The sequence below is a fragment of the Lysinibacillus sp. FJAT-14745 genome (assembly GCF_001275675.1).
Taxonomy (GTDB): domain Bacteria; phylum Bacillota; class Bacilli; order Bacillales_A; family Planococcaceae; genus Lysinibacillus.
This window is the reverse complement of record NZ_LITM01000006.1, coordinates 19,567-44,167: the sequence shown is the minus strand read 5'-3', so window position 1 is coordinate 44,167 and position 24,601 is coordinate 19,567. Positions and strand designations below refer to the sequence as shown.

The window sequence follows — 24,601 nt, the reverse complement described above, 5'->3', positions numbered from 1 at the left end:
TTGTGCCTTGGCATAATTGCGTCTGGAATCGGCTTTGTGCTTAGGCCTGCGTGAGGGCCGACACGACGTCGGTCATTTCGGTAATGCCACAGGACGTGGCGTTTTTACCGATGCAGGTCAGTTAGCCGTTATCGCATGGATGCGATGGTTTTAGGCTAACATCCCCTAAGAACTCCTTTCCGATTCCATGACATCCGCCGGAGGCTTTAGGCCAACATGATGTTGGTCACTCAGTCTAAGATCGCCACAGGACGTGGCGATCTTAGACTGAGTTCTTCTATTTCAGCAGGCGTTTGGACACCCGCTGAAAAATAGCTTACATTTGCATTCATCTCACCACCTATAGAGGTGGGAGACTTCTGCTGAAATAAGTTAAATTTTAGCTCTGTCCACGCATCTTACGTTGAAATAACAGAGTAGCAATCATAAAAATAAAGACCGTATAACCTAAAACGATAGAGAGCGGAACGAAAACATCTGAATATGCTCCACTTAGTACTGCACGCGCTGCATTCACGGCATGAATAAATGGCAAAAATTGTGTGATAGATTGAAATGTACCACCTATCATGTCAGGCTCAAACCATATACCACTAAACCACGTTGATAAATTGACAAATATCGCAAAGATACCTCCTACCTGCTTGTCCGTAAAAATTGTTCCAAGTAATAAACCAAACCCTATATACAATAAAGAAATTACAATAAGTACGCCTACCATTAAAAAGACCGATATGTTTAAGGACAAGCCTAAAAATACAGCGGTAAGTAAACTGAATACGATTTGCAATACTGCAATTGGTAGCAGAGGCAAGGCATAGCCCAAAATATAATCTCTTGCTGACATAGGAGAAGCAAAAATCCGCATTAAAAACGATGAACTTTTATCCTTACCTAGTAACATACCAGAAAAAAGAGTGAGAAATGAGAAACTAAAAACAATAACACCTGGTGTGAGATTACTAATTTCATATAATGCAAACGGCATATTTTTTTGCATGACAGAAAATAGCCACATAAGAAGCATTGGCAAGCCCATGCCAAAAATGAGTGTTAATGGATCACGTACTATTTCCTTATGATTTCTTGTTGCAAATACACCTGCTCTCAAAGTAACTCCTCCTCTGTAAGCTCTAAAAATACGTCTTCTAAAGAATTCTTTTGTGTTTCATGCTTTAATTGCTGGACTGTACCAAGAGCACGTAATCTCCCTTGATGCATAATTCCTACACGATCTGCCAGTATCTCTACTTCTTCTAAATAGTGAGTCGTTAGTACAATCGTTACTTGACCTTTTAACTGATTTAGTATTTTCCATAAATCGCGGCGTGCACGTACATCCATACCTAATGTTGGTTCATCTAAAAAAAGTATTTTCGGATTAGACATCATAGCCATCGCAACACTTAATCGACGCTTATAGCCGCCCGATAATGTTTTGGCTTTACTAGACTGACGAGGAATCAAGCCAAATAAATTCATTTGTGCGCTCGCTCGTTTCTTTGCCTCTGTTTTTGAGCACCCATAAATCCGGCCCATTAATAGCAAATTTTCTAATACCGTTAAATTCGGTGCAACGGCTGTTTCCTGCGGAGAAATATTTAATTTCTTTTTAGCAGCGACCTGATGATGAACAATACTTTCACCATCCAAAAGGGCATCTCCAGCTGTTGGTGATAAAAGTCCACAAAGCATTTTAATCGTTGTCGTCTTCCCGGCAGCATTTTGGCCAAGAAGTGCAAAGAATTCCCCCATCTTTATCTTTAAAGATAACTGATCCACCACTACATGTTCCTTATACTGCTTTGTTAAACCGTTAATTTCAATTGTCATGAGCCTCACCTCTCTTTTGTTAACATTGCATTTATTTTTTCAATATCACGTTTAGAAAGCTTATATTGAAATAGCCATGTTATGACATATGTTCCTAAGAAACTTGCTAATAAGGAACAAACATTAGCCACCGTTTTCGGCATCCATAAAATCATCACAATCGGTATCCAAATAATTGCCGTTACAAAAAAGTGCACAATATACTGCTTCAGCATCCCCCATCTAGCCATTTCAAAAAATAGTGCTGCTAAAGCGAAAGTTATCCCAATCAAACCAGTCAACAAAACTTGAGTAATAATTGCGATTATTCCATTTGTAAATAGTGCTCGGAATTCGGGAACTACCCAAGCGTAACTTCCTTGCGCTATCCCCATTGATACAAAGAATTGCACTACTTGCCCAAGTACAGCACCAATGACAAACCCACCAATAATTCGAATTAATAATTCTTTTCGCACGTTTTTCACCTCATAACCCTAATTGCTTCTTAATTTTTGTAACATAGCGCCTTGAAGCGTATGTTTTAATTCCACCTTTTAGTTCAACCCCGATTGTTCCTGTTTTACTAATGTCCATATGTATAATCATATTGCGATTGACAATTTCAGCATTTGAAATACGTACAAACATCTGTGTATTTAGCTTTTCTTCAAGCTCATACAAGCGAAAGCGTACAGTGTAAATACCATCCATTGTTTGAACGAAAACTTTCTTTTGTTCCGTATAAATGCGCACAATGTCCCCACAGTTAATAAATTCAACACCTTTTTGTGATAGGGCCGACAATGTATTCATTTCAGTGGAAGTGATACACTGCATGAGATTCTCTATTTCATCGGTCATCTTATCTGTGTGAATAATAACTTTTGGCTCTTTGCATGCCGGGTCAATCGACACTTCTACCTTCATATCATCACAGTCCTTTCATTCGACTTCACTATAAAATTTTTAACTAATTATGTAAATGGATTTTGGACGACTGGTCGGTTATATGGGATAAGTGGTTTAGCAATAAAAAAAGTGTTGCTTTGAAACAAAGTTTTATCAAATAGCTACTTATAATATTGATTAACGAACAAAAAGAAAAAGCATGTTTTGAAAAAAAAGATTGATCCAAACACGCTTTTTCTATTCTCAAATGTTATAAAAAGTTTGATGTTTTTCGTGAACCTTGCTTATTTAAATCGCCTTTTAATTGAACTAACATATAGCTCATGCTTCTTAAAGTAACGCACTCTTTCGTTTAGCTAATCTAGTTACTAATTATATTAATAATTTTGTGATGAGCATCTATGGCCTCAGGGATGGGCATAACAACAAACACATGATTCATTTTAGGATAAACAAAGGTATTGTTTCAATTCACTGTTGGTGAGATAGGATGTGATACTTACAATTCCATGTTGTATTTGCGAAACTTTTATTATCCATTTTGGAGCCTCTTTTCGTACGAAGTCGTTTGACCAGATCTGACTTGATTGTACGATTGGCCATAGCTAAAAGCTTTGATGTTGGTTTAGAATAAATTTTGATTATAAATCACTCTAAATCCTTGATTTAATTGTAAATAAAAAGCTGTCGTTTTGAATAAAGATCAAAATGACAGCTTTTTTTATTTTTATTGAATTTTTTATGGTCAACCCCAAGTTATGGTGATGAACCTTAGGTTTTCCTTTAAATTGTCCTTAAATTTAATTATTCTAAACCTTTTCTGAAATCCCTGCCTTAAAAATAATTATGTTTTTTGGCTTTAAGTCTTCTATACCTTCTATTTGCTCCTCCGAAAAAATCAGGTAACTAACAATGTAAAGCAGCAAAGAGTTTTACTAATCATTAACACAATAAGGAAAACTTAGTAAAAGATGTTTACAAACAACTTAAAGATAGATATACTTACAAAGTAAACAAAAAATTCTTAAGGAGGTCGAATGAAATGATCGTTATCGTTAAATTGATGTCATTGGTAGTTACAACTTCAGTAAAAATGAAAATCACACATTCGACCAGATCGGAATGGATCGCTTAAGGTTTTTTTTGTAATTAAGCATACCCATACCGCAGGGAGAAGTGTGCCCCTGCGGTATTTTTGTGCCTTTTTTCACCGTAGGGGAGTCTCTCTACGGTTTTTTTCATTTTTCATGGTAATTTAAGGAGGTGATAATAAATGATATTAAACATTTTTGCTCTCACGATAACTATTACAAAACGTGAGAACTCTCTTGAGGAAGCACTTCATAATGAAAATGCGAAAAAAATCTTTGAAGAGAACCGAAGAAAAGTAGAAAATTATATTCGTATTCGTCAATATTAATTTTGTTAATTAAAAAACATGAAAGGTGGGAATTGAGATGATTTATATGATCAAAAGACGTCATGCAGTTTTATGGGTGGAGAAAGACACAACCTAGCCACCAGATGAAGTAATATAAAGTGACAATATAGCTATTTAATTTTATAATCTCAGTAAAGCTAACCCGTTCTAACCTAGGACGGGTTGCTTCAGGAGGTATTTCGCACTTTTTTTAGCGATATTTTACACATACAACTTGATGTAGTTTAGGAAAATGCGGAATTACAATGTTAGGGAAATTCTAATTCTAAAAAGCGTAATTCCTCGATACTAAAATTGAATTTAGCAATTTTTATCTTAATTCCATTATTCTGCCGTTAGCCATCCATGTAGCGCAAAAACCAGCGCTACATCACAGAAAATGAAAGATGATTAAGTTCTTTCATGGGAGTTTAAGAAGAACAGTGACGTTTATTAAACAATCGCGCCCGATTACTGAAGATCATTGCTGAGCATTGATTAAGAAAAACACCTTTTCAATAAAGTCTTTTTGTATAACTTTCCTGAAGTCTTTCAGCAATTATATCAACACTAGAGTTTGGAATCTTAGCGTGTTCAAATAAAATTTTAGCGGCAGATGGTAATGTTTCCTTATTAGCCCAAGAGGACGTTTCCCATAATTTTGACCTCTTAAAAGCTTTTGCACAATGTATGAAACATTCCTCTACTTCCACTCCAATACCTACAATAGGTTTTTGTCCTTTAACAGCCATCTTTTCAAGTAGTTCATCATCTTTTACCAAACAAGCCTTACCGTTAACTCTGAGTGTTTCCCCTAATCCCGGAATAAAAAATAAAAGGCCCACTTTCGGATTTAATAAAATATTACGCATAGAATCTATTCTTTTGTTTCCTGGTCTTTCTGGAATAATTAAATGCTTATTATCTAGTACACGAACAAAACCAGGCATATCCCCTCTTGGTGAAACATCACAGAAACCTAAATTATCAGAAGTTGAAATCACTAAAAAAGGTGACTTAGAAATAAAATCATAACAATGATGGTCTAAATCTGTAATCACCTTTCTTATTACTAATTCACTCGGAAATCCAATAATTGAACGTAATTCTTCTTCAGTTTCAATAGTATTTTTAAATTTTTTATTTTGTTCCAAACAGACTTCGCTCCTTCGTTTTACGATTACATAAGAACTGATAATACCATTCTTCTTTAATTAAATGCCCTTAAAAGCAAAAAGGGAGCAATTCTTATTCCGTGAAAGCGCCCGTTAGTTATACAAACAGACATACACAATAATTGCATATTATATAAATGATGTGACAATAAGTAATTATCTCTTACCTTTTAGTTCTAAAAGTATAGGTGTTATATTTAGCATGATGGAAACAATTGTCAAAAACCATAATGCCTTTTCCATACTAGGTACTACATCCAATAGAGCTGGCCAATCTTCCATCTTTACCCACCTAGATACAAGACTGTATTCTGAACAAAGTGTTAATGCTGTAAATGATAATCCTATCGCCATAGCAAGCTTATAATCCTTTCCTGCTATATACATATAAAGATTTATAAGAGTTGCTACTATTGCAATAATCCCTAATATTATCCACATAACTATACCTCCATATATTACAGCATTTATTGTAGTTCTTAATTAAACCAAACTAGGCGTTAGTTTATGTACATTTCTTCACAATCTTTAAATCAACTTTACCATAAATATCCAACAGAAAAATCAACTCTAAAAAAATGAACTGCTCCGTTAGTTCAGTAACAGACAGTCTGAAGAAAACAGTAAAAAGGAGAATGCCTCCTCTTCTTAATTTAGTGAGTAATTGACGCATTTTTGATTTGCCTCGCACATGCACTTAAATAAAATCCGTCCATCACTCTTTTAGAAATATTAGTACTAATATTCAGGCATTTTCCAACCCGTTTCCTCATCCCAAATGGCATCGGTATCGTCTAGATGTACATGCCAATCCCCTTTAGAAATACTTCTTTTAATATCCGTCAAACAGGTCAACCAATAAAACAGCGCATGCAATGTATCTTCAAAATCATCTGAAAAAGGTAGCTTTGTTGAACCTGTAAAGATCACTGTTGGTTCATCCTGATCATAGTCATAAACACAAAATGTTTCTCCAATATCCTTCATTTCAAAACCCGCATTGTATTTATCGATGATGGTCGTTATCTCTTGCTCCTCACTGTTGGTAAGGTTATGGTTTCTCCTACAAGTGTAATAAACAGAAACTCCCATGCACATTTCTCCTTTATTATAGTTTTAACAACAATCACTCAAGAACTTTCTTCTCGCTATTATGCATATTAATCCGAAGATCATAAGTACATGTCTTATTCAATTAATCTGTCGTTAGTTGAAAAAGTTCACTTTATCCCTTTATATTCCCAATATTTTTTTTCAAAAAAATTTATTATCTCATCTTTATAGTTAAATTTATCATTGACCTTTTGTAATAACTCAATATCATGGGTATGAGTTTTTCCTGTCTCAAGCATTTCTCGATATAAGTCAATATAAGGAAGTTTATTATTAATAGCGTTGTTTAATTCCTTTTCTACATCATAGGAAATTTTTCTAAATCTCACCTCAGCAATCCCCGTCTCATCAATTTCAAGAATTGCATACTGAGCACGTAGGTCAGAATGTAACTTGTCCCATTTGTAAAAGGGCTGTCCAATAGTTCCTGGGTTAATAATCAATTGATCATTGCTACTATAGCGTAACAATTGGTGATGGGTATGAGCATAAATCGCAATATCGTAATCATGCTCAAATAACTGATCAAAATTTTTCTGATTATTAGTGGGCCATAAATCCCCTCCATAATTTTTATTTTGTAAATTATGGCTAATACTGATTGATAGATTATTAACTTGTCTTGTTAGGTGTAATGGTAAATTCTTAATAAGATTAATATAGTTTTCATCCAAATTTTCACACTGATACTGAACTAACCTAGAAACATAGATATCAGAAGCATTATTAAAGTCAATCTCTTTATTCAATACGTCAAGGAAGCAGTCTTCCCAATTTCCTTTAACATAAGTAGCAACTTTAATACTATCTAATATTTCAAATAAATCATTTGCCCCAGGACCAGGCATGATTAAATCCCCTAAAAACCAATATTCAGTAACACCTTCTTTAATCGAATCTTCGATAACTGCTTTTAAAGCACTTGCATTCCCATGGACATCTGCTAGTAAAGCAATCTTATGTTTCATATCTTTCATTTGCCCTCCCCTAAAATTGACAATATAATCAAAATAGAATGTATATTCTTATTTTATCATTTTAGGGTATATTATGAAATTTATTTAATCTGTCCCCTTATTTTAAGTACAAACCTTACAATCTCTTTTAAACTATTACATAGAAAGCTTATTATTTATAAGGTATAGTTCAACAACACTGTGGAACTAACCTGAACTGTTAGTTTATGTACATTTCTTCACAAGATAAACATCATTTTTAACATTTATGCCCAATAAAAAAATCATCTCAAATAATAACTAAAGAGGTGATTTTCATCAAACTTTATTACAAATAATCAATCTTTATGATAAACGATCAATCTTTTTTACAAAGCATACAATAAAAAAGTGCCTACCACGAGATAGACACTTTTTCATTATTTTATAGGCCACATTTTAGTTGTGCAGCACAGTTTGTACATGTATTACAGCCGCCGATTTCTTCAACAGTTCCTTTACGGCATACTGGACAAGTATTCCCTACATCCGAACCGATAACTGTTGTCGATTCTAACGCTTGAATCGTATCTACTAATACAACAGGACGTTTTGTTGGCTCTTCTACTAATTCTTCTTCAAATGATAGTTGATCCATATCATTTTCTTCAGCTTTTAGTGTCAGTACTTGTGAGTCACGGCTACCATCTACATAGACCGTACCACCTTTAGCACCGCCTTTATATAAGCGCTCATATACTTTTTCAACTTGTTGTACTGTATAACCTTTTGGTGCGTTTACAGTTTTTGAAATGGATGAATCGATCCATTTTTGGATGATACATTGCACATCCGCGTGTGCCTCTGGTTTTAACTCCATCGCTGTAACGAACCATTCAGGAAGGTCATTCTCATTTACTTCTGGATGACGTTCTAAATATTCATGAACGATTTCTGCTTTTACCTCGATGAATTTACCTAGACGACCAGAACGGTAATATGTGAACGAGAAGTATGGCTCAAGACCAGTTGCCACGCCAACCATCGTACCAGTAGAACCAGTTGGGGCTACTGTCAATAAATGCGAGTTACGAATACCTGTTGCTAAAATTTGTTCCTTAATGTGCGCAGGCATTTTTTGCATGTAGCCTGTTTCAGTAAATGCTTTACGTAAACGTGCTGTCTCTTCCTCTGTTGCTCCTACAAGGAATGGGAAGCTACCGCGTTCTTTTGCAAGCTCAGTTGACGCCTCATACGCAGTCTCAGCAATCGTTTTAAAGATTTCATCAACTAGCTCATTACCCGCTTCTGAGCCATATTCTTTCTCACAATAAATAAGTAAGTCCGCTAAGCCCATTACGCCCAAGCCAACACGACGCTCTCCAAGAGCTTGTACACGGTTTTCTTCTAAGAAGTATGGTGTAGCATCAATAACGTTATCTTGCATACGAACACCAACACGAACTGTTTCACGCAGTGCTTCGTAATCAATTGTTTGATCTTCTTTATTTGCAAACTGTGCTAAGTTCACAGCTGCTAAGTTACACACAGAATATGGTGCAAGTGGTTGTTCCAATTATTGTTATCCTAAAGGCTTTTTATCCTCTAGTTCTTACAGTTCAATTCCTGCAAGTTCAGCATACATTTTCATTACACTTCTTTCTGTAATGTTGCGGTCTCGTGCCCGGATTATAGTCTACTAGGTAGGATCACCGGGTATGCGTTGCCCCTGACTGAAGTTTTACCTTTAGCCTTCGGTTCGGATTAGCAAATAATTAACGAAATCTTTCAATGTAACTAAATATGAACTTCTGAAATTCATCTTCCGTTCTTGTCCCTTTAAGTTGATTACAATCATGACAGCTTATACAAACATTCTGGATACAATGCTTTCCACCTCTACTTAGAGGGGTTTTATGTTCAAATACTACTTGTTCCTTTTTCAAGTTCAATTTTACAATAGCTACAAAATGGTTCAGTTTCATAGAGCTTTTTCAAGTCATTCTCAGATATAGGGTCTGAATTTCTAATAATATCTCCAGCTTTTCCATTTCTTCTTCCAGAGCCATTATTAAAAGATTTTGTTCGATTTTTTCAAAAGTTATTTTTTCCCCAAACCTTCACTCTTTGAGATACACACTCTTTACAATCGTTTCTATAGCCATCTTTACTGTCAGATCGTTTTCCAAAACAACTTAAATTTTTTATCTTATTACACTTCCTACATTGTTTTGTCATGTTATCACCTAACAAATAAGAATCATGTTGAAAGTATCGTTAATTACTATTTCTCAGCCTTCCCGCTTTATCCCGCAATTTTTAACGTGAGGCGAAGTCCACCACACGGGTTTGTCGCTACAACACTTTGACCATATGCTTTTGCATTTGTCATGTCATTAGCGTTGTCGATGAAGAAAATACCTGGCTCTGCAGAGTATGTTGCACAAACGTTGATTAAATTCCATAATTCCTTCGCTTTAATCGTGCGGTAAGTGCGTACTTTATAGCCCATTTTCTCCCATTCGCGCACATCTCCAACTTTATGCCACTCACTGTTGTAAATAGCCATCTCTTCTTTTGTATATTCTTCAACAGCTGGGAAACGAAGCTCAAAATCAGCGTCATTTTCTACAGCTTGCATAAATTCTTTTGTTAATGTTACAGAAATATTTGCACCCGTTAAAAACTCTGGATTGTGAACAGTATAAGTACCACCATCGCGTAGTTTGTTTTCCGCTTCACGAATAATAGCCGTATCAAAACCGCCTAAGCCTTCAATACCTTTATAGTTAACAATCCCTTGATACATAGCTTCCTCTTGGAATGAAAGAGGTTTAAAGTTTAATTTTTCTTTTGCTAGACGAATGATCGTTTCATCCGTTGTATTTTCGATTAGGTATCGTAGAATACGTGGATTTTGCATTTTCGAAATAATAAATTCCACGATATCAGGATGCCAATCTGCCAGCATAATCATTTGTGCCCCACGCTTTTTGTTACAAAAAAATATTTTAAAATACTTTTTCGATGTGGTCATTTCTGCCACATTCTTATGCTTTCACATAAGATCAGACTATATCATCAAAGAAGGATTTGATTTTTTCATATTTTCTATTGAGCTGTATGGAACCATGTGCGTATAACTTACGAACAATCTTTAACACGTCATCTTTTCGATTAATAAATAAATCAACGCATCCTTGTTTTGGGTAAACTTTATGGACCGTCAAAGCTAGTTGTTGATTATGCAAAAATTTTAGTAACGATAAAAGCATTTCGCGACTACCCGTAAAACCTATTCTCCCACGCTTTGAGAAATGGCCATCTGCATCAAAAAAACCTCTTAAATAGGTCCATTGCAAATCCTCATTTTTAAAATCAATCCAACTTTCAAAACCTGTTTTTCGAGGTTTAATTCCCAACCTCATTAAATCATTGCACATTTCTGTTGAATTTATTATTAAAGAGTATTTGTTTTGTTCATTTGGTGCATATCGCTTACGGAATTTAATCGCTTCTTGCATAGTCAATTCTTTTGCTATATCTTCAAGTAATTGCCGGTCCTGCTCAGCAAGTGATAAAATAAGACGTTTAGATTTACCACGGTCATGTAGAGTACCATCACCAGTAATATAACCTACTAAATAAGCCTTATTGGGTGTATCAATATTTTTAAAGTAGTTTTCATCGTAATGATACTTCTTATTTTTCAGCTTTCCCGCTTGACCAGGCTTTCTCGCTTTAAAAAGCTCTAGCTCTTTGTTCCATCTAAGGATTGTTCCTCTACTTATGTTAAGTGTTTTTGCAATATCAACTTGGCTCATACCATTTTCATGCAACTCAATAATTCTTTTAATCAATCGTTCTTTGTCTCGCGCCTCGTAAGGACGTCTCCGTACAATACGATTTACTTCTTCCATGCTTCCACCTCCGATGTGGTTCAAAGTTTAGGAAGGTTCAATAGTCGTTGAACGTTCAACTACGTTTCCATAGATGCTTCGCTGCTGATTGCCCAATCTTTTCTTTTTTCAAGCATTCACGCCTAACTTCACAGTTTACGTTGTAGCAAGAAAAGCTATCAGGGTGTTCCAGCAATTCACGAGATTTTAATCCCGCCGTTTTCGGTTAACGGGATCCACCTTGTTCGACAAGATGAGTCAGCTTCGCAATATCATCTAACCATGATACAGAGCCAGATGATTTACCATTTACACCACGTGCTAAAGTGTTACGTGGACGTAATGTCGAACCATTTGTCCCTACACCACCACCGCGGCTCATAATTTCCATCACTTGCTTACGGTGATCACTGATTCCTTCACGTGAATCTGCTACAAATGGCATTACGTAACAGTTGAAGAACGTTACATCTGTTTCAGACCCTGCTCCGTAAATAACTCGTCCAGCTGGAATGAATTTTAATGATACTAACTGCGCATAGAACTTCTCAAACCATTCTTGGCGTTTCTCTGGTGTTTTTTCAACAGCAGCAAGTCCTGTTGCATTTCGTTTTGCGATTTGTTCATAAAAAATTTCAAGAGGCTTTTCTAGCACGTCAATTGAACGCGTAATCACACCCGTTTCTTGCTCTTTTGGATCATCTAAAGCACTACGATAATCTTCCTCAATCAAAATATCTGCTGTTTTTGTAGACATATCAAGCTTTTGGATTGTCCCTAAACCACGTGCAGGGAATTTTGGATCTGCTTTCACTGTTAATACGACGAAATCACCGGCTTTTAACGTTTTCTTCTCCGTATCCTTAAACGAGTAGCGATCGATCATCACAAGCCTTGATACACCTTTATGCTTAATGTGCATATCAGGCGTTACAGGATGCACCTGTGGAAATTGTTCAATATCTTTGTTTAACTGTTCAAATTTGTTTACTTCGGGTTGATGATTTGTGAGTACCATCGTTTTGCCTCCCTTATTTTTGCATTACTTGCATTACATAATAAATACACAATATCATGTGTCGTTAAACACTACATATTGTGTATGGTTCTTTAAAAAAGATACTATATATAGTTTTTTAATTCAACACTTGCAATTTCGAATAGAATCCGAACCTCTTGTTATCACAAGGGTTGAACGATAAAAAAATATTTTTCTTCTACCATTTTTTATTTTTTGAAGTTCCAATCATCACATGCATATTTTTTCTCTTCAAGTGCATGCACGTATTCTAATTGCTCCTCAGAAAGTGTAAATGGTTTTAAATCAATTTGCAACGATTTTGCAAAGCCATCTCTAAAAGCTGTTACACATTGTTCAATAGTCACTGGTTCTTTAACAAGATTATTGATAGCTACCGCTTTCTCTGGCATCTTTCTACGCATACGGTCCTTCGCCTCTTCACTTGAAAAATTGAAGACAGACAATAATTTTTCTTGATCTAAATCAAGTAAAATAGCTCCGTGCTGTAAAATAACACCTTTTTGACGAGTTTGTGCACTACCAGCTACTTTTTTACCTTCTACAACAAGCTCATACCAGCTTGGTGCATCGAAGCAAACTGCGCTTTTTGGTTTCTTTAAGTCTGCTCTTTGTTCTTCTGTATCAGGTACACTAAAATAAGCATCCATACCTAGATTATGAAAACCTTGCAATATACCTTCACTTAACACTCTATATGCCTCTGTCACTGATTCAGGCATATCTGGGTAGCTTTCTGAAACAATGACGCTATATGTCAACTCATGTTCATGTAAAACGGCTCTACCACCTGTTGGTCGACGAACAAAACCTAATCCTTGCTCTCGCACAGCATCGAAATTAATATCTCTTTTCGCTTGCTGAAAATAGCCAATCGAAAGAGTTGCTGGCTCCCACTCATAAAAGCGAATGACTGGTGGAATTAAACCTTCACTATGCCAATCGAGTAATGCTTCATCTAATGCCATATTAAAAGAAGGGCTACATTTCCCTGAATTAAGAAAATACCAAGTTGTCATATTTTCATCTCCTACAAATATTTAATTAAACTTTAGCGAAAGTGTACAAAATAAGTCACCTTATATATATTTGCATACGTTTTAACAAATGTTCAACTCTTGGTGATCAGCCAAAAATAATGCTTCTCAAAATTTTGACACTCTGCATTAAGTTCTATTCTTTATTAAAGTATTCCCCCACCCTAAACCAAGAAAATAGAGGAATACTTCTGAGACCTTTCACTAAAACATTCATATACATAAGATAGATTAATTCTAGCCACAATCTAATTAATTTTATCAAACTCATTGGACTATCGCTAGCGCATCTTTTATAATAATAAAGAAGATAGAAAGGGGTAAGAAATTTTGTTAAACACACTTATCACAATCGGTGTTATTTTAGTAGTTGTAATTGCATATATCGGCATCAATGCCCTACGACTAAAAAAAGCCGTAACAAACCTAACACAAGAACAATTTATTGAAGGCTATCGTAAAGCACAGCTTATCGACGTACGTGAGCAAAAAGAATTTGATGCTGGCCACATTCTTGGTGCACGTAATGTTCCTTCAACTACTCTACGTCAACGTTACAAAGAAATTCGCCCAGATTTACCAGTATATTTATACTGTCAAAATACAGGCCGTAGCTCACGTGCTGCTCTGTTTCTTAAAAAACGTGGCTACAACCAAATTTACCAACTTCAAGGCGGCTTCCGTACTTGGACAGGTAAAATAAAATCCAAAAAACAAAATTAAAAAATCGATAAGACATTAGTGACTAATATAAATAAATCTACTCATGGAAACAAAGTAAGTTTATTTATATTTACCTATATCACTTTGTTTTAAACAAAAAGCAAACCATCTCAAATGACTATGAGATGGTTTGCTTTTTGCAAAAAATTCTGAGTTTCTACTATAATATATATTGTTTAACGTCTGACAAGTTAGTTCGAGGAACATAAAGCAACGTGTGTAATATACTTCTTTCATCACTTTTCCCTTGCCAAAATGCAAGACGCTTCCTAGGCTAGTTCCAATAGTTCGCCTCTTTTAACGCCATATACCACAAATTAAATATTATCCATAAATTAACGTATGTCTAAAAATACTATTTTTCGTAAAATATTTACCTAGACGAACTCCAATCTTCTTTTTTTCTGAAAATAACTGAAATTTACCCTTGAATAATTAAGCAGGCACTGATAGGATGTATAATATCTTAAAATAATGTCAATAAGACATACAATACAAGCTATGAATGCTATGGATAACACTATAGCAGGAGCAGTTCTGGAGAGAGCGCATTTTGCGTCGCCGAAGGGTTCACTATCTCAGGCAAAAGGACAGAAGAGTAATATCAACTTTCATCATGAAAGCTATACCACACGAATGTTTTCTTTTTTTACATACAACATCCGTTATCGGTATTTGTTATTCTGTCGTTTACGAGACTAGTGTCACTACTAGTCTCTTTTTTATTTTCCAGTCATAGTTTTTACATCTTTGAGGGGGATCAACGTGGAACAACAACAATTAAAACGTGATTTAAAAAATCGCCATGTGCAGCTCATTGCGATTGGCGGAACAATAGGTACTGGTTTATTTTTAGGATCAGGTAAAGCCATTGCTTTAGCGGGACCTTCCATCCTCTTTGCCTATCTAATTGTCGGAACTGCCTTATTTTTTGTCATGCGGGCATTAGGCGAACTATTATTATCGAATGCTGGCTATACATCATTTACTGATTTTGCATCCGAATACATAGGCCCTTGGGCAGGTTACATCACTGGCTGGACATACTGGTTTTGCTGGATTATGACTGCTATGGCAGATATTATTGCTGTCGGCGTTTATATACAATATTGGTTTGATATACCCCAATGGGTGCCTGCAATTGGCTGTTTAGTACTGTTATTAATTTTGAATTTATTGTCTGTAAAACTATTTGGCGAACTAGAATTTTGGTTTGCCCTTATAAAAGTCATCACCATTGTTGCGCTGATTATTATTGGACTAATCATGTTATTTACAGGCTTTCAAACAAGCTCTGGCACAGTTTCTGTTGAAAATCTTTGGGCACATGGCGGGTTATTCCCGAACGGCCTAAACGGTTTCCTTATGGCATTCCAAATGGTTGTTTTCGCTTTTGTTGGTGTCGAATTAGTAGGCGTTTCTGCTGCAGAAACGGCCAATCCTAAAAAAAATATCCCTTCTGCCATTAACAAAATTCCATTACGTATTTTATTATTCTACGTAGGAGCGTTATTTGTTATTTTATGTATTAATCCTTGGTCTGAAATGTCTGCCTCAAGTAGTCCATTTGTACAAGTATTTACACTAGCTGGAATTCCAATTGCTGCAGGTATTATTAATTTTGTCGTTCTAACATCTGCTGCTTCGGCCGGTAATAGTGGTTTATTTTCTACAAGCCGCATGCTTTTTAATCTTGGCAACAACAAGCAAGCTTCACCAACGTTTGCAAAGCTCAATAAAAACAGTGTACCAAGTAACGCACTCATTGTTTCTGCAATTGTAGTTTCCGCCGGTGCATTACTAAGTAAATTAATGCCTGAAAACGCCTTTAGTGTTGTTACAACGATTAGTGCAATTTGCTTTATCTGGGTGTGGAGTATAATATTAATCTCTCATATCATTTATAAACGTAGAAATCGTGCACTTCATGAAGCATCGATTTTCAAGGCACCTTTTACTCCGTTCGTAAACTATTTAGTACTTGCCTTTTTTGCATTTCTATTAGTAGTCATGTTCATTTCAGAGGCAACACGTACTGCATTACTGCTAACACCAATTTGGTTTATTATGCTACTAATTATTTATAAAATGAAAAGAAAGAAAGCAATACGCTAAGATGAATTGTCCTGGATAGTAACACTTTTAAAGAAAGTGAACCTATTCAGGGCTTTATTTTTTGTGTGAAATCGAAGCTGCAGCAAAATCAAATCACAAAAAAGATGACTTCGTCCATTTACGAAGTCATCTTTTTTTGTGATTAAAAAATATTCATATTCCACTCGGTAGCGATATGCTTTAGTAAATTCACACCCGCTACACTGTTCCCGATGGTATCAATGGCTGGTCCATAAATGCCAATACCGCAGCCAGCAGGAAATGGTGAATCTAAGCCTGCGTGACTTGGTACAGCCACCAAAATTGCGCCAGAGACACCACTTTTAGCAGGTAACCCAATAAATGCAGCAAATTTACCAGAAGCATTATACATACCGCAAGTAACCATTAATGCCTTCGCTAATTTTGCCACTTGCTTTGGAAAGAGTTGGGTTTTTAATAGAGGATGATAGCCATCATTGGCGATGACTAAACCAATCATCGCTAAATCCGAAACATTGACTTCAATAGCACATTGTTTCAAATAAACCTCCAATGCCTCCTCTACAGGGCAATCTAAAAAGCCTGAATCCATTAAATAGTATGCTAATGATCGATTACGATTAGCCGTTTGCCATTCAGATTGGAAAACCTCTTCATTTACCCTTATTTTTTTGCCAATGATTTGTTCTAAAAAATTTAAGATTTTTGAAACCTTCTCTTGTGGTGAATTTCCGTCAAGCATAGAGGATACTGTAATCGCTCCTGCATTAATCATTGGGTTAAAAGGTTTTCCAGGCTGATGACTTTCAAGTCGAATGATTGAATTGAAGGTATCGCCTGTCGGTTCAACATCTACTCGCTCTAAAACATAGGGTAATCCCCGTTCCATACACGCTAAAATAAATGTAACAACTTTTGAAACACTTTGCAGAGTAAACAGTTCAGTTGCCTCTCCTGCTTTGATTTCGTCACTATCTGGTCCGATAATCGAAATAGCTAATTGATTTGGATCTTTTTCTGATAAAGCAGGAATATAGCTTGCGCATTTCCCCTCTTTTGCATAAGGACGAAACTGTTTCATCCATTCTGCCGCAAGGTGATGATGGTTAATATGATTTGTCGGCATACTTGTGGTCTCCTTTCAAAAAATGCAACTTTGCTACTCTTTCGTACACTTTACTAAGATAAAACTTATTATTAGGCAAAAACAGAGCCTCCATAGTTTACCCTATGAAGACTCTATCTGCTATAACTTTTTAAAGCTTTGGTGGCTTAGTACCTTCTGGAATTAGTGAAACATATGTCTCTCCATCCAGACGATCCTTCCATTCTTTTTTAGCTTTTTCAATAAGTGCCGGATTATTAATTAAATCAACAGCAGTGCAAGCCATAATTTTTGCAGCCTGTAACATCCCTTTATGAGCTATTGGCATGACACCCTGTGATACAACCTGCCAAGTATGAAGTGGTGTACCTAATGCCATACACACCGTTGTACATTGAACAGTTGGGACATTCCAGCTTACATCTCCAACATCCGTTGATCCACCCAATATAAACTCAGGAAGGACGCTTGGGATGTGGTTAGCAATAACTTTACCTTGTAACTGCGCGGCATCTTCTTTTTTTAGACCAATTAACGATGTTGCCTGAATTTCAGAAGAAAATGTATTAAAAATAGCTTGGGCATGCTGCTCATCTTCTTTTGTATAAGTTGGCATTCCTAAATCAAGTATTTGTTTTTGCATCACATCATAAAGTGTTTTATTTGGAATAAGATCTGACGCAGCTCCCTCAAAGGCAATTTCTAACGATGTTTCAGTCATTAACGTTGCCCCTTTAGCAATATTTTTAACACGTTGATAAATCTCTTGTACTTGATGCTTTTTAGGCGCTCTAACTAAGTAAGTCACCTCTGCATATGGCTGAACGACATTTGGAGACGATCCTCCTGTGTTTGTAACCGCATAATGCACGTAGTTTACCCCAACATTCATTAACTCAACAGTATCTAATGCACTTCGTCCCAGATGAGGTGCAGCTGCTGCATGTGATGGGATAATATCAATACTGACACTCTCAATAAATTTTTTCATTTTAAAGGACTGCTCTAAAAATCCTTTATAGATGGCCGCTTCAGAAAAGATTATATGTGCCAGCTTATCCTGTGAAACGCTTGTCTATCTAGCAATTTTAAAAGGTGTATATCTAGAAAACAGCCAAAATTAACTGTAAATAGTATAGCGGAAAAATGAATATTTAGACAAATAAAAGCGATAAGTTTAGTTTGAACAATTGAATTTTTGGTTATTGAAAAGCCCCGAATAAATTCGTTATTCAGGGCTACAGCAAATAAAAATATTAGGGTTGCATTTGTTTATATAGAAGTTCAAGCTTTTTAGAAAGTTTGCCATAAGCAGTTTGCCATGTCTTATATGCAGCTGCCTTCTTTTCTTCTGCAGCCGCTTCATATGTTTTATATAGCTCATATACTTCCGTAACTTTTTTCAAATCACTTTCTGCTTGCGTTAGCTTCGAGTAATTTTTCACTACTTTTTTCTCAGTAGAATTAAGCTTGTCATACGAAATGCGAATTTTTGTTACTTCAGTATCTAAATTGGCAATATATTCTCCATTTTTCTCAAGCCCATTTATCATTTCCACTAAATTTAAAGCAGATTCGTGTGCAGATTGTTGTTTCGCTTCTTCTTCAACAATTTTTTTCCGAACACTTTCATTTATTAAACTCGTCTGCTTTGACGTCAATTTTGAAAATGCTTTAGTAACAGTTGCTGGATTTTTTTCGAATGATTTGTCATATTGCTTCATGAATGACTCTACTTTTTTCACATCAGAGACAGCCGTTGTTAAGATAGAGGCATTGGTAACTCGTTTTTTATCACTAGAACTCAGCTTATTATATTGAGTTGAAAGCTCTTTAATTTTATCTATAGATACGGTATACAAATTGTTGTTTACAATTCCAGCAATTTCATTATCTAGTTTTGATACGTTTGGAACATTTCCATCTAATAGTTTCAGTAATTTTTCATACTCAGGTTTAGCTAAATGTTGCTGATTTGCAGGTAACTTTGCATAAGCTGTTTGCACTGTTTGAATTTTCTTGACCTGCTTCGTAACATCCTTTTCTTCTTTAGCATCCTGTACTTTTTTAAGGAACGATTTGGCGCCAGAAATATCTTTGCTTGCTGCTGTTAGTAAGTCATAATTCGTCACATATTTCCGAGCTGCAGATGATAACTTTTTGTAAGCCGCTGTAGCACTCTCTACTTCTTTTTCTAATTGTTCCAGTGTATAGTTGGTGATGTTTGCAAAGGAATCGATTTGTTTTTTTAGGGCTTCTGCTGCCGCTTTATCATCTGGCAACTTTCCATCGTTACCAACAGTCACATCTGGTGAATTATTTAAAAATTCTTTTGCATTATAGACAAGTGATTGCTGTAAAGTTGTTAGCTTATTATAGGCTTTAAGTGTACTGCTATAGCTTGATTTTAACTTGCTCTCTGAGACTCCTGGTGTTTTCTTAAGTGTTTGATAGGCATCCATATCCTTAATAACTTTTTCAGCCGTTTTAAGATCTTTTTGCAATGTTAAAATACGATCATAATCTATAATTTGTGCCGCTGAAGTCTTCGTTAAGTTTTTATAATCACTGATTATTTTATTTACATTATCTACAATCTCTTTCCAAGTCTCTTTTGTTGGATTAATTGGATACTGCTTGCCTCCTACATATGATTGAATTAATGCGTTTAATTTCACAATTTGAATTTGTTCTGCATTTTCTGCATTCTGCAATTTTTCCTTATACGTATTTGGAACTAATAGCATTTGCTTGTAAGTTAACTTTTCATAAGTAGAGCGAATCGATTTTGCAGCAGTCACTTGCTTGCTTGGTGTATCATTTGGTGACAATTTATCAAATGATTTTATAAACTGCTCAATTTTCTTAATATCTTGCTTTGCTTCTTGTAAAATTGTTTGGTTTTGTACGATTGTTCGGTAATCTTTTGACAGCTTCGACATTCGAGTTTCAATTTTGTTCACTTCCGCTTGTAAAGACTCTAAGCTAGAAGGGACATATTTGATATAGGAATTTTCGTAGGATAATAATGCAATAATTTGTTTATTAATCTCTCTTACTTCTGAAAGCTCATTAATATTTGATGGGTTATGCAATGCCACTTTAATCGCATTGTATAATTCATCATTGACATCTAAACTGCGCTGTAAATAGTCAAGCTTATTATAATCTGCTTCAAGATTTTTCAAAAACTGAGGTAAATCTTTTTCACTAACGCCTTTATCTTTTAACTTATCCAACTTTTCAGTTAATGCATTTATCGTAGCAATATCTGCAAGTGCTCGCTTCAAGACATCATAATTAGTAACATTCGCCTTTGCAGCACTTGATAGAGCTTGATATTTTTTATCTAAGTCTTTCACAAGTGCCTGAAATTCTCCAAAGCTTGTCAAATTATATTTGTTGCCATTCTTCAGTAAATTTTCAATATTCTTCGTTAATGTCTCTGTCGGCGCTTTAGATACTGTAAGAATTTTTGAAGGAGGCGATTCGAGTGTGCGTGGACCTACTTTCGCAGTTACTTTCACTACAATATCTTTCGGTTCCTTATCTATGGCATCAGTAGGAATCGTAAATGTTGCTCCTGTTGCCCCATTAATAATTGAAAAGACTTCTCCTACTTTATAAAACCATTGATAGCTGTATGTAATCTGGTTACTTTGAAATTTTGCTCCATTTGCATCTATCACATTTGCTCCTACCACTTTAACAGTATCACCTGGTGACACATAGTTAGTTGATGAGTAGCCTTCAAAAATTGGTTCATCAAGGCTTAATTGCAATGGCTTTATCGTACATGTATTACTTTTATAGGTTTCACTTGAAGTTGTCGCTTTTACGAAAATAGTTTTATTTTCTGCATCAACAGGAACTTTTAAAGATATGTCTGTAGCACCAGGAATCATTTTTTCCGAACCATCTGCTTCAATATAGTACCATTGATAACTGTTTACATATGTATTAGGTGGTAAATTTTTCACATCCGCTGTGATTATGTCATTGACCTTCGCATCTGCGCTTATTTTAATAGTTAATACTTCTTCCGCCCCTACTACTGCTGGTGCAACAATGACTGCAGGAATTGCTGCAACTGATAAAAGAAATTTTTTATTCAAGTCTTTTGTCCTCCTTTATACCTTCTAAATTTTATATCGGTATGAGTTTAAAAATTTCCCTTAATTTTGGCAATATATCCAAAAAAGGAAATAGTGCTCATTTACTCGAATTTAAATAATGTTTTTTTGATACCTGAAACTCTAACTTTTCGATGATGTTGCTTTAAAAAACATAAACTATTTAGCGCATTTAACGAAAAACCAAAGAGGCATCTCAATTAAAGATTTGGGATACCTCTTTACATATATTTTAATTTAGATTTTATGGGTATCTAAATACTGATGCCATACTTTATCTTCCTCATCTGACATCTCACCAATAATTGTGGAAAAGTCAATCGTTCGATGAAAAAGATCTTTTAAGAAATGAAACTGTTCAAATGATCCTGTAAATATTTTAAGCGATGAAGAATTTGCAATAACCTCAAGATTTCCAATTGTAGAACCATTTAACTCTATACTTCTTAAATTTTTAAGTGCACCTATTGCTCTCCCGTCCTCTAATACTGTATCATGTAAAATGATTTCTCGCAGTGAATGACTGGATGTAAAACAATCTACATTTTTCAAATAACAATTTTCAAATTTCATTACTTGCAAGTTCTTTAGGTGACTTAACTGTAGTAAATCCTCTTCTACAATATTTTGCAACTGGTGAATAAATAATTGTTTTAAAGTACTAATTTGAGCTATTTGTTTTAACTGTTCTTTATTCACTATTGAAATTGATAAGGATTCAAGCGCTTGACATTGTTGAAGAATTGAAAAATCTTTAACATCTGTTTGTGCCATTTCTAATTTTTTTAATTGTGGAGTACTTACTAACGGTGTTATATCGTAAACTTTTGTATGATTAATATTTAATTCTTGCAAATACTTGAGATTCGCTAATGGCGTTAAATCACTTAGCGGATTCTTAATTAAATAGAGTTTTTTTAAAGATAGCATGTTATGTAAAGGTGTTAAATCAGTCAGTTGATTGTTTGTTAAGATTAATTCTTTTACTTCTGTACAAAGTCGTAACGGTTTAATATTCGTGAGATTTTTCCCAATTAAATATAGTTTCTTTTTTTTCATAAACTTCTCTGGATCAGAAAACTCTTCTTGTACTATTTCTTCCCATCGAGAGTCCAAATCTTGCATCCATTTCGTTGTATCCTCGTTTGAGATTTGAGAAGATACAGGATCTAGAACAGGCAATTCAATGGCGTTTAGTATATCTAAAAAATGCGTGCTGTTTTCATAATTCCAGTAGATATAATCTTCTTCTTGTTCAATTTGATAATTACCCTGTACTATCGTTTCAGAAATAAATAGTAGGAATTCTGATAATTGATTTGCTATAACATACTTTATTTCCTCATCACGCCCAAAATTTATGACTTGCCCTATTCGCCCTTTATGATCTGGATCGACATCTATGCCGATATTATTGCCACCAAAATCTTTACTAATAGGTATCCAATTACGATTGATATACCTCTCTTTTATATATCCAGTTGGGACAGAATAAGAAGCACCTTCCAATGCATATTCTTCTTCTAACTGTGCCCATACTTGCCATTCCTGCAAAACATCATTTAATGGTAAAAACGGCATTCCAAAAAACAAACCCGGCCCATCTTCGTTCTCTCCATTATGCAAAAGATAAAGCTCTCTTAATTCATCAGGAAATTTAATGCTCATCTCATTTTCAACCTTCTGTATCTCTTCCTCAGAAGCTGGTGGATTTAAAAACGGTGAAAATAGTTCGTCTAATTGAACCTTGAATTTCTCCATTATCAACTGAATCATCTTCGTGTCCATCTCCTTATTCAAATATCAGAATCATTTTCATTTAAGCAGATTTCTATAAATTCAAAAAGACCATTTGCATCAATTGTTCGATCTCCCCAATCATGCCAAAAATACAACACTTGACCCACTACTCCTTCTTCTGTTGGATCTGTATCAAGACAAAGATAATCGCCTCCACCATTTTCAGCAATCGGAATCCATTTTTCATTCCAAAGCGTTGGTTTTACCTCAACACCATACTCTATATCTGGAAGCAAATCATCTGGATCAAATTCCTCCTGTAGAAACTTCCAATTGTCAATAATTTCAGAAATAGGAGAAAGTGTTAAATTCCTAATAATCGGCTCAACCCCTAAAGTCCAAACTTGCCCATTATAAATGCTATAAAAACTTTTCATCTCCTCAGGCAGAATAATATTTAAAGTTTTTTCGATTAGTTGGAATTCTTCAGCTGTAGCACCTGTTTGAAGATTCAATACTTCTTCACCATTAACTCCTACCTTTGAATTCTTTTTAATGATACGATCCCACAAATCTTTAGCTTGAGTATTCATTTGTAACCTCCACTCTGAATTTTTCCATAAAAGAATTTATCCTACTTAAAGATACCACCATATTCACACATTATCTTTTTGCAATTTCCTTGCCTGATGAGTCGCTAAATCCGCATATCTTGTAGGGATTGGTAAACGGCTATCTTTTTCAATAAAATGCATCGTTATATTAGTTGCCGTATCTAAATCAATCACGTTACCACATGAAACAAATATCGGTTTAACATCCTTTCTACTTCTTAGAGCACGACCATACACTTCCCCATCAATCACAATATCAGTAAACGCTCCTGCTCTATTTTCCGGCATGATAAAATCCATATTTTCAATTTTATAATACGTTTTCGCTACGCCAATTGTCGGTTTTTCTAAGTAGAAAGAAGCATGGGTAGCAACTCCCATATTGCGCTTATGTAAATAACCATTTCCATCAAACATATAAATGTCTGGATCCGTTCTCAACTTTTTAACAGCCTCTAATACAAGAGGCAATTCACGAAAGGCTAAAAACCCAGAAATATATGGAATTGTGATTTTATTTATGTACTCAACTTGTTCAACGATTTTTTTGGAATTAAAATCAATAACTTGTATGCAACAAGCTCCATATTCTTTATTGTTTTCACCCCAATAGGCAATATCCACCCCTGCAACGAGTTGAATTTGATCATCAGAAAAATTGTTTTGTAGGGAAATACGCTTCCTTAATTCATTTTGTTGCGATGTATAATTCAGGATCATTTCTTCCATTTCCATGAATCTTCTCCTCTCTATATAAATATACTATCATGATCACTAGTGTCGCATTAAAATAATTCCACACTAACGTTTAAACTGAATTTTCTGTAATATATTCCAGGCACGAAAA

General features: G+C 35.1%; 21 protein-coding genes, 3 pseudogenes and 1 riboswitch. Of the genes and pseudogenes, 3 read left to right on the top strand and 21 right to left on the bottom strand.

The genetic code is table 11. The features are described from left to right. Positions 1-379: 379 nt before the first annotated feature. From AMS59_RS10360 to AMS59_RS26215, 5 genes and pseudogenes are all read right to left on the bottom strand, one after another. Positions 380-1,111 carry an ABC transporter permease gene (locus AMS59_RS10360; protein WP_053483678.1) on the bottom strand — a complete coding sequence of 244 codons (732 nt, stop codon included), beginning with the start codon at positions 1,109-1,111 and terminating at the stop codon, positions 380-382. Continuing rightward, entirely contained in the window at positions 1,108-1,833 is a 726-nt protein-coding gene (locus AMS59_RS10355; protein ID WP_053483677.1) for an ABC transporter ATP-binding protein, read from the bottom strand. The genes AMS59_RS10360 and AMS59_RS10355 overlap by 4 nt, the downstream gene beginning before the upstream one ends. Before the next feature lie 5 nt (positions 1,834-1,838). Beyond that, positions 1,839-2,291: a DUF3021 domain-containing protein gene (locus tag AMS59_RS10350; RefSeq protein WP_053483676.1), complete on the bottom strand. Its 453-nt coding sequence runs from the start codon at positions 2,289-2,291 to the stop codon at positions 1,839-1,841. Positions 2,292-2,301: 10 nt separating this feature from the next. Continuing rightward, positions 2,302-2,742 (bottom strand): LytTR family DNA-binding domain-containing protein, encoded by a 441-nt coding sequence (locus tag AMS59_RS10345; RefSeq protein WP_053483675.1) that lies wholly within the window; start codon positions 2,740-2,742, stop codon positions 2,302-2,304. A 343-nt stretch (positions 2,743-3,085) separates the two neighbouring features. Continuing rightward, positions 3,086-3,184 (bottom strand): annotated as a pseudogene (locus AMS59_RS26215) (alpha/beta hydrolase); the annotation flags it as partial. Positions 3,185-3,997: 813 nt separating this feature from the next. Here AMS59_RS26215 and AMS59_RS24165 point away from each other — a divergent pair. Further along, positions 3,998-4,144, top strand: coding sequence for a YrzI family small protein (locus AMS59_RS24165; RefSeq protein WP_082337458.1), 147 nt, complete (start codon positions 3,998-4,000; stop codon positions 4,142-4,144). Between the two features lie 515 nt (positions 4,145-4,659). Here AMS59_RS24165 and AMS59_RS10340 read toward each other — a convergent pair. The 10 genes and pseudogenes from AMS59_RS10340 to AMS59_RS10300 all read right to left on the bottom strand — a co-directional run bounded on the left by AMS59_RS10340 (position 4,660) and on the right by AMS59_RS10300 (position 13,324). Further along, positions 4,660-5,298: a pyridoxamine 5'-phosphate oxidase family protein gene (locus AMS59_RS10340; RefSeq protein ID WP_082337457.1), complete on the bottom strand. Its 639-nt coding sequence runs from the start codon at positions 5,296-5,298 to the stop codon at positions 4,660-4,662. 177 nt (positions 5,299-5,475) lie between these two features. Further along, positions 5,476-5,760, bottom strand: coding sequence for a hypothetical protein (locus AMS59_RS10335; RefSeq protein ID WP_053483673.1), 285 nt, complete (start codon positions 5,758-5,760; stop codon positions 5,476-5,478). 297 nt (positions 5,761-6,057) lie between these two features. Continuing rightward, a complete protein-coding gene (locus AMS59_RS10330; RefSeq protein ID WP_053483672.1) occupies positions 6,058-6,411 on the bottom strand; it encodes a hypothetical protein in 354 nt (117 codons plus the stop codon). Positions 6,412-6,539: 128 nt separating this feature from the next. Beyond that, entirely contained in the window at positions 6,540-7,400 is an 861-nt protein-coding gene (locus AMS59_RS10325; RefSeq protein ID WP_053484142.1) for a metallophosphoesterase, read from the bottom strand. A gap of 412 nt (positions 7,401-7,812) precedes the next feature. Further along, positions 7,813-8,940 (bottom strand): annotated as a pseudogene (locus tag AMS59_RS10320) (ribonucleotide-diphosphate reductase subunit alpha); the annotation flags it as partial. A gap of 202 nt (positions 8,941-9,142) precedes the next feature. Continuing rightward, the gene (locus tag AMS59_RS26950) at positions 9,143-9,352 is read right to left on the bottom strand and encodes an HNH endonuclease (RefSeq protein WP_082337455.1); all 210 of its coding nucleotides are present in this window, start codon (positions 9,350-9,352) and stop codon (positions 9,143-9,145) included. A 320-nt stretch (positions 9,353-9,672) separates the two neighbouring features. Continuing rightward, complete coding sequence (locus AMS59_RS10315; RefSeq protein WP_082337454.1) at positions 9,673-10,404, bottom strand: hypothetical protein; 732 nt, start codon at positions 10,402-10,404, stop codon at positions 9,673-9,675. A gap of 31 nt (positions 10,405-10,435) precedes the next feature. Beyond that, entirely contained in the window at positions 10,436-11,287 is an 852-nt protein-coding gene (locus tag AMS59_RS10310) for an LAGLIDADG family homing endonuclease (RefSeq protein ID WP_053483671.1), read from the bottom strand. Positions 11,288-11,495: 208 nt separating this feature from the next. Continuing rightward, positions 11,496-12,284, bottom strand: a pseudogene (locus AMS59_RS10305) (ribonucleotide reductase N-terminal alpha domain-containing protein); the annotation flags it as partial. A gap of 209 nt (positions 12,285-12,493) precedes the next feature. Further along, entirely contained in the window at positions 12,494-13,324 is an 831-nt protein-coding gene (locus AMS59_RS10300) for a biotin/lipoate A/B protein ligase family protein (protein WP_053483670.1), read from the bottom strand. A 348-nt stretch (positions 13,325-13,672) separates the two neighbouring features. Here AMS59_RS10300 and AMS59_RS10295 point away from each other — a divergent pair, with 348 nt between their 5' ends. Both AMS59_RS10295 and AMS59_RS10290 read left to right on the top strand, forming a co-directional pair. Next, positions 13,673-14,065, top strand: a complete 393-nt coding sequence (locus AMS59_RS10295; RefSeq protein ID WP_053483669.1) for a rhodanese-like domain-containing protein — start codon at positions 13,673-13,675, stop codon at positions 14,063-14,065. A gap of 527 nt (positions 14,066-14,592) precedes the next feature. Then, a riboswitch (glycine riboswitch) is annotated at positions 14,593-14,669 on the top strand. A 161-nt stretch (positions 14,670-14,830) separates the two neighbouring features. Then, positions 14,831-16,180 carry an amino acid permease gene (locus tag AMS59_RS10290; protein ID WP_053483668.1) on the top strand — a complete coding sequence of 450 codons (1,350 nt, stop codon included), beginning with the start codon at positions 14,831-14,833 and terminating at the stop codon, positions 16,178-16,180. 142 nt (positions 16,181-16,322) lie between these two features. Here the strand turns inward: AMS59_RS10290 and AMS59_RS10285 are convergent, their stop codons facing one another. The 6 genes from AMS59_RS10285 to AMS59_RS10260 form a co-directional block, all read right to left on the bottom strand. Further along, positions 16,323-17,288 (bottom strand): glutaminase, encoded by a 966-nt coding sequence (locus AMS59_RS10285; RefSeq protein WP_053483667.1) that lies wholly within the window; start codon positions 17,286-17,288, stop codon positions 16,323-16,325. A gap of 130 nt (positions 17,289-17,418) precedes the next feature. Then, a complete protein-coding gene (locus tag AMS59_RS10280; protein ID WP_234007731.1) occupies positions 17,419-18,258 on the bottom strand; it encodes a hypothetical protein in 840 nt (279 codons plus the stop codon). Positions 18,259-18,523: 265 nt separating this feature from the next. Further along, positions 18,524-21,382: a hypothetical protein gene (locus AMS59_RS10275; RefSeq protein WP_053483666.1), complete on the bottom strand. Its 2,859-nt coding sequence runs from the start codon at positions 21,380-21,382 to the stop codon at positions 18,524-18,526. A gap of 255 nt (positions 21,383-21,637) precedes the next feature. After that, a complete protein-coding gene (locus AMS59_RS10270) occupies positions 21,638-23,176 on the bottom strand; it encodes an SMI1/KNR4 family protein (protein ID WP_053483665.1) in 1,539 nt (512 codons plus the stop codon). Positions 23,177-23,196: 20 nt separating this feature from the next. Continuing rightward, a complete protein-coding gene (locus AMS59_RS10265) occupies positions 23,197-23,733 on the bottom strand; it encodes an SMI1/KNR4 family protein (protein WP_053483664.1) in 537 nt (178 codons plus the stop codon). A 63-nt stretch (positions 23,734-23,796) separates the two neighbouring features. Beyond that, complete coding sequence (locus tag AMS59_RS10260) at positions 23,797-24,489, bottom strand: endonuclease V (RefSeq protein ID WP_053483663.1); 693 nt, start codon at positions 24,487-24,489, stop codon at positions 23,797-23,799. Positions 24,490-24,601: the final 112 nt, after the last annotated feature.

Excerpts from the sequence above, each read along its gene's own strand:
- AMS59_RS24165 (WP_082337458.1), top strand. The coding sequence starts at position 3,998 with ATGATATTAAACATTTTTGCTCTCACGATAACTATTACAAAACGTGAG.
- AMS59_RS10345 (WP_053483675.1), bottom strand. The coding sequence starts at position 2,742 with ATGAAGGTAGAAGTGTCGATTGACCCGGCATGCAAAGAGCCAAAAGTT.
- AMS59_RS10270 (WP_053483665.1), bottom strand. The coding sequence starts at position 23,176 with ATGATTCAGTTGATAATGGAGAAATTCAAGGTTCAATTAGACGAACTA.
- AMS59_RS10330 (WP_053483672.1), bottom strand. The coding sequence starts at position 6,411 with ATGGGAGTTTCTGTTTATTACACTTGTAGGAGAAACCATAACCTTACC.
- AMS59_RS10315 (WP_082337454.1), bottom strand. The coding sequence starts at position 10,404 with ATGACCACATCGAAAAAGTATTTTAAAATATTTTTTTGTAACAAAAAG.
- AMS59_RS26950 (WP_082337455.1), bottom strand. The coding sequence starts at position 9,352 with ATGAAACTGAACCATTTTGTAGCTATTGTAAAATTGAACTTGAAAAAG.
- AMS59_RS10355 (WP_053483677.1), bottom strand. The coding sequence starts at position 1,833 with ATGACAATTGAAATTAACGGTTTAACAAAGCAGTATAAGGAACATGTA.
- AMS59_RS10310 (WP_053483671.1), bottom strand. The coding sequence starts at position 11,287 with ATGGAAGAAGTAAATCGTATTGTACGGAGACGTCCTTACGAGGCGCGA.
- AMS59_RS10335 (WP_053483673.1), bottom strand. The coding sequence starts at position 5,760 with ATGTGGATAATATTAGGGATTATTGCAATAGTAGCAACTCTTATAAAT.
- AMS59_RS10300 (WP_053483670.1), bottom strand. The coding sequence starts at position 13,324 with ATGACAACTTGGTATTTTCTTAATTCAGGGAAATGTAGCCCTTCTTTT.
- AMS59_RS10265 (WP_053483664.1), bottom strand. The coding sequence starts at position 23,733 with ATGAATACTCAAGCTAAAGATTTGTGGGATCGTATCATTAAAAAGAAT.
- AMS59_RS10260 (WP_053483663.1), bottom strand. The coding sequence starts at position 24,489 with ATGGAAATGGAAGAAATGATCCTGAATTATACATCGCAACAAAATGAA.
- AMS59_RS10325 (WP_053484142.1), bottom strand. The coding sequence starts at position 7,400 with ATGAAACATAAGATTGCTTTACTAGCAGATGTCCATGGGAATGCAAGT.
- AMS59_RS10285 (WP_053483667.1), bottom strand. The coding sequence starts at position 17,288 with ATGCCGACAAATCATATTAACCATCATCACCTTGCGGCAGAATGGATG.
- AMS59_RS10280 (WP_234007731.1), bottom strand. The coding sequence starts at position 18,258 with ATGAAAAAATTTATTGAGAGTGTCAGTATTGATATTATCCCATCACAT.